A 4,633-nucleotide genomic window follows, 5' to 3' on the forward strand; every position below is an offset into this window, starting at 1 on the left:
TGGACCGTCACGCTACCTAGCGGTGCGCGATGCAGCGGGCTCAGCCATAGATCACATGGCCGAGGGTGCCCTCAAGCTCTGGGAGCACATGCATCAGCTCGACGACGACAGCGCCGCCCGGCTTCGTCCGTTGCTGCAGGCTCTGCTGTTCGAACTCGGCCAGCAGATCGCGGCGTCACTGCCGGACGGGCAGGCGGTCACGGCGGCAAGGCCATCGCGCGATCCGAAGCTGCACTGAACCTGTCATCAGGTAGGCGCCAGTGTTGCCACGTCGGCGTGTGTGGCGGCAGCGACAACAGAGCCGGCTTTGACCTGCATTCATCCTCGTGAAGACTTCGGCTCTGGCTTGACGGCCCGCGTCAGGCTCTGGATTACCCGCAGCGGCCGACCCGCTTTCTCGGCGATCTCCATTTCCTGCTGCTCGATGAGTTCCCGAGCCGGTTGATCGCCATCCAAGCTGCCTAGGATCTCCATCGGCACACGTCGGTTCGAGGCACGACTGCCATCCTCGAAGATGGCGTCAAACAAGACGAAGCCTCGGTCCTGAGGCCGTTGCTTTGAGCGCTTGGCCATGCGGTCTGATACGCCGCTAAGCTCGGCAGTTCCAGATCACCGGATGCTGCGGGAAGCATCGAATTGCGTCGAATTGACACTCTGTGTGAGGAAGATCTGATCGTGCTGCGACAGCGGCGGCTCAACGTCTCCGACGTAGAGCGGCTGAAGGCGTATTGCGACTTCAATCCCGACTATCTGCACCTCGTGAGGCGACCTGAGTGAAGCGTCAGCTATGGGGTGATCGAGGGTCTGCGGCGGCAGCGAGCAATCCTCGGTCAATCGTTAGCTGCGACCTGGGCTTACCCTCAGTGCACGCCCTGGCCGTGCATAAGGCTGTCGAAGTCACAGTAAATCGCTGTGGCTTTCGATAGCGATGACGCATAGTCCGCCACCATGGGAGCCGATCTTCTCGACCGCCTGCTCGTCACGCTCGCGGTGCGGCTGCGCTCATTCTCCGTCTGCACCATACAGCGCGGATGGCGCCTAGGTTTCAGCCCCTTCGAGGCGATCACCGTTCACTACGTGCTGCGCGGGACCGGGAGCCTTCGTGTCGGGCAAGGACCCTGGCGATCCTTCGCGCCGCACACCATCATCGTCGTGCCGGCTCGACATTCGCACAGCCTCGGTGCTGCCGAGGATTGCGTCGGTGAGGTCCGAGCCGAGGATCACTGCGTCCTCCACGGTGACGGATTGATCTCCTTCACGGCCGGTGACGGGAGCCCCGACGCGCTCTTCGTATGCGGCCAGATCGCCGACACGCACACTGGTGCAATGGGCCTGTTCGAGCTGTTCCAGGCCCCCATGGTGGAGACCTTCCCCTCGGATCCGGTGCTGCGCTACGCCTTTGAACTCATGCTCGCCGAGGTTATGAGACCCAATCTCGCGACACAAGCGATGACGGAGGTGCTGATGAAGCAGTGCCTCATCATCCTCCTGCGCCAGCAGCTGACAGCAAGCGAATTCACATCACCCATCCTGGCTGCCCTACAGAACCCGAAGCTCGCCCGGGCCGTCCTGGCGGTCCTCGAACAGCCGGGTGCACGTTACTCCGTCGACAGCTTGGCGGCCCTCGCAGGCATGAGCCGGACCAGCTTCGCGGAAAGGTTCGCCACGGCTTTTGGGCAAGGCCCGATGGAGTTTGTTCAGAGAGTTCGCCTCCGGATCGCCGCTCGTCTCCTCAGCGGCACCGACGTGCCGGTGAAAGTTATCGCCGCCACTGTCGGCTACGCGAGCCGGAGCGCGTTCAGCAAGGCGTTCGAGGTCGAATTTGGGACCGCGCCGAGCCAGTTCCGTTTGGTGGGTGGAATGGACGAAGGTGAACCGGAGCGCATCGAAAGCGAGTCTCCGAACGCCGAACCGACCTGATCCCTTCGGGATGCCGATTGGCCCCGTCTCGGTGCTCCATCGTTCGGATCACGTCTGCCAGCGTTCGACCGAACCGAGCCGCCGGGAACCGTCGAAGTCAGGTGATCTTGGCCACGTTCAGTCGCTGAGGACGGAAGGTGACCGGTCCCCGGTCGTGCCATCGCTCCCACCCCGAGGAATAATCATGGTCGACGCGAGTGCCTTCTACCTTCGCTACAGCCCCGACGTCGAAACCGTCGCCGACGATGAGGCTGAGACTGCGCAGAGCCTGATGGAGACGATGCGCTCCGTCAGCGAGAAGACCCTGGCGGACGGCGGCCACGCTATCCGCAGCGTTCACGCCAAGAGCCACGGGTTCCTAGAGGGTGAGCTTGAGGTGCCCGCAGGGCTTCCGCCCACGCTGGCTCAGGGTCTGTTTTCCAAGCAGGCGACCTATCCGGTGATCATGCGCCTCTCGACTATCCCGGGCGACATCCTCGATGACAGCGTCTCGACGCCCCGCGGCCTTGCCGTGAAGATCATTGGCGTCGAGGGCGAGCGGCTGGAGGGTTCCGAAGGGGACGTCACTCAGGACCTCGTCTTGGTCAACGGGCCTGCCTTCGGCGCGCCGACGCCGAAGGCTTTCCTCGCCACCCTGAAGCTGCTCGCGGCCACGACCAACAAGGCGGAGGGCTTCAAGAAGGTCGTCTCTGGCGCGATGCGGGGCGTGCAGGAGATCATCGTCTCGACTACCGGTGGGCCCAACGCCACAGTCGCGACGATGGGCGGCCAGCCCGAGACCCACATCCTCGGTGAGACCTTTTACAGTCAGGTTCCCGTGCGCTTCGGCGATCACGTCGCCAAGCTGTGCGTCGCGCCAGTCACGCCCGAACTGATGGCCTTGACCGATAAGTCCATAGCGCAGAACGGCGGTCCGAACGCCATACGGGAGGCAGTCGTCGAATTCTTCCGTGCGAATGGGGGGCTCTGGGAGGTCAGGGCGCAACTTTGCACCAACCTCGACACGATGCCGGTCGAGAACGCCGCCACGGTCTGGCCCGAGAGCGAGAGCCTGTACCAGACCGTTGCGCTGATCCGGGTGAAGCCGCAGACGGCTTGGAGTGAGGCTCGGTCGAGCGCGGTCGATGACGGCCTGTCGTTCAGCCCGTGGCACGGGCTCGCTGCGCACCGGCCCCTCGGCGGCATCATGCGCTCGCGCAAGCAAGCCTACGAGATGGGCAAGCGCTTCCGCGCCGAGCGGAACGGTCACACCATTGCGGAGCCACGTGAGGCGATCAACCTTCCGTAGAGCGCGATAGGGCGCGACGGTTTCAATACGAAGGAAGGAACGGTCGAGGCTGGTCGGTGCTGGTTGAAGGGTGATGCTGACGCGGGAATGCCGGTTCAACAACCGCCTCAACTTCGTGCGCGTAGAGGTGCGGGTTCTGCTCCGCGATGCGGGCGACGAGTTCGGATCGGGTCATGCTTGAGCGATGCAGCGCCGCTCACCGTGCCGCAACCGTGCCGGGGCGAGCTAAGGTTTCATTAACCATCCGGCGTGAGAAGTTCCTCTGACGTCCGGAAGCCATTCGGGACGCCTCCCTTAACTCCTCACCCGCCCGGTTTACCGCGGCGGGCTTTTCTTTAACGGGCGCATGGTACGCCTCACGTAGGTTCGAGCTTCTGCCCCCCCCCGATGATCGGATCTGGATCAGCCCGCCCGGTTTACCGGCGCGGGCTTTTTCGTGGTCTCAAACCGGAAGATCCGACTCACCATCTCGCGCGATCGGAACGGCCTAAATCGCTTCGTTCCCGTTGAGCTGCATGGAAACGCCCGCGCTCGGCACTGCGGACTATCTCATCCCTGCAGCCGACAGGCTGGCAGCCTTGCCCGTCGACACCTTCATCGCGGCTTGGCGGGCCATCACCGGAGAGCCCCCGGCCATCTTGCTGAACTCGCGCGTCGCAATGATAGCGCTGCTGGTTACGAGCATACCTGTGGCGCCATTCGAGCCACCGAACCCGCCCCGGGACGACTGATGCATGGCTTCAGCCACGATCCGCTGACTGGCCGCAGGCATCCTCTCCCCGAGGCGCGCTGCGTATCGACTTGGCTCATCGCCGGCGAGATCGGACGCTCCGCTGCCCCGTGAGTAGATCGGGGCGGGGCCGGGCGGCAGAGGGTTACGGCGGCGTCGGACGCGCCGCCATGATGGCCGCCGCCAGCACCGTGCGGATCCCGGCGTCGAGCGGTCTGGACCGGCCCACCTTCTCCAAAGCTGGGGACGCATCTACGAGGGCTGCGACGTCGAGGCTGTGGCCACTAGCGAAGCGGTAGAGCTCGGCCGCAGGATCCCGCATGTAGGCGTCGATCGCTGCCACAACCTCCTGGCTGCTGATGCGGCCGGCCCTGCGCAGGTCGGCGACAGTCGGTAGTCCGGCAGTCATCGGCGCGCTGATTATCCCCCAACGTTGACTTAACCGTGCGCGCCGGCCGACATGGACCGTTCCGGCTGCACCCGCTTTGGCGAGTCGCAGCCACCATTCAGGAGAGATCGCCGCGAGATAGACCCTGAAAAGCCAACAGCCCCTTCCCGGCAAGGAAGAGGCTGCTGAAAACCTGGGGCCTGTGAGGACCGTCTAACTAACTCCTCACAAGCCACACGACCCCCTCGGGAGTCAAGCCGGAACGGCAATTCCGGCAACAGGGAAGGCTTGCCTGGATCCAACCGCG

Annotated in this window: 4 protein-coding genes and 1 pseudogene; 3 read left to right on the forward strand and 2 right to left on the reverse strand. The window is 64.1% G+C overall.

The window, feature by feature from the left end; genetic code table 11:
• Positions 1–238: pseudogene (locus MKK82_RS00250) on the forward strand (diguanylate cyclase); the annotation flags it as partial.
• Between the two features lie 80 nt (positions 239–318).
• On the opposite strand, the gene MKK82_RS00255 reads toward MKK82_RS00250, so the two are convergent.
• A complete protein-coding gene (locus MKK82_RS00255; protein WP_243984201.1) occupies positions 319–573 on the reverse strand; it encodes a hypothetical protein in 255 nt (84 codons plus the stop codon).
• Between the two features lie 375 nt (positions 574–948).
• Between MKK82_RS00255 and MKK82_RS00260 the strand changes: the two genes are divergently transcribed.
• Positions 949–1,920: an AraC family transcriptional regulator gene (locus MKK82_RS00260; protein ID WP_243984202.1), complete on the forward strand. Its 972-nt coding sequence runs from the start codon at positions 949–951 to the stop codon at positions 1,918–1,920.
• A 184-nt stretch (positions 1,921–2,104) separates the two neighbouring features.
• Positions 2,105–3,208: a catalase family protein gene (locus tag MKK82_RS00265; protein WP_243984203.1), complete on the forward strand. Its 1,104-nt coding sequence runs from the start codon at positions 2,105–2,107 to the stop codon at positions 3,206–3,208.
• A gap of 875 nt (positions 3,209–4,083) precedes the next feature.
• On the opposite strand, the gene MKK82_RS00270 is transcribed toward MKK82_RS00265, so the two are convergent.
• Positions 4,084–4,347, reverse strand: a complete 264-nt coding sequence (locus tag MKK82_RS00270) for a hypothetical protein (protein WP_243984204.1) — start codon at positions 4,345–4,347, stop codon at positions 4,084–4,086.
• Between the last annotated feature and the right edge of the window lie 286 nt (positions 4,348–4,633).

It is taken from the genome of Methylobacterium sp. E-046, assembly GCF_022829625.1.
Classification (GTDB): domain Bacteria; phylum Pseudomonadota; class Alphaproteobacteria; order Rhizobiales; family Beijerinckiaceae; genus Methylobacterium; species Methylobacterium longum.

What these genes read in the sequence shown, in the direction of transcription:
- MKK82_RS00255 (WP_243984201.1), bottom strand. Translation starts at nt 573, where the DNA reads ATGGCCAAGCGCTCAAAGCAACGGCCTCAGGACCGAGGCTTCGTCTTG.
- MKK82_RS00260 (WP_243984202.1), top strand. Translation starts at nt 949, where the DNA reads ATGGGAGCCGATCTTCTCGACCGCCTGCTCGTCACGCTCGCGGTGCGG.
- MKK82_RS00265 (WP_243984203.1), top strand. Translation starts at nt 2,105, where the DNA reads ATGGTCGACGCGAGTGCCTTCTACCTTCGCTACAGCCCCGACGTCGAA.
- MKK82_RS00270 (WP_243984204.1), bottom strand. Translation starts at nt 4,347, where the DNA reads ATGACTGCCGGACTACCGACTGTCGCCGACCTGCGCAGGGCCGGCCGC.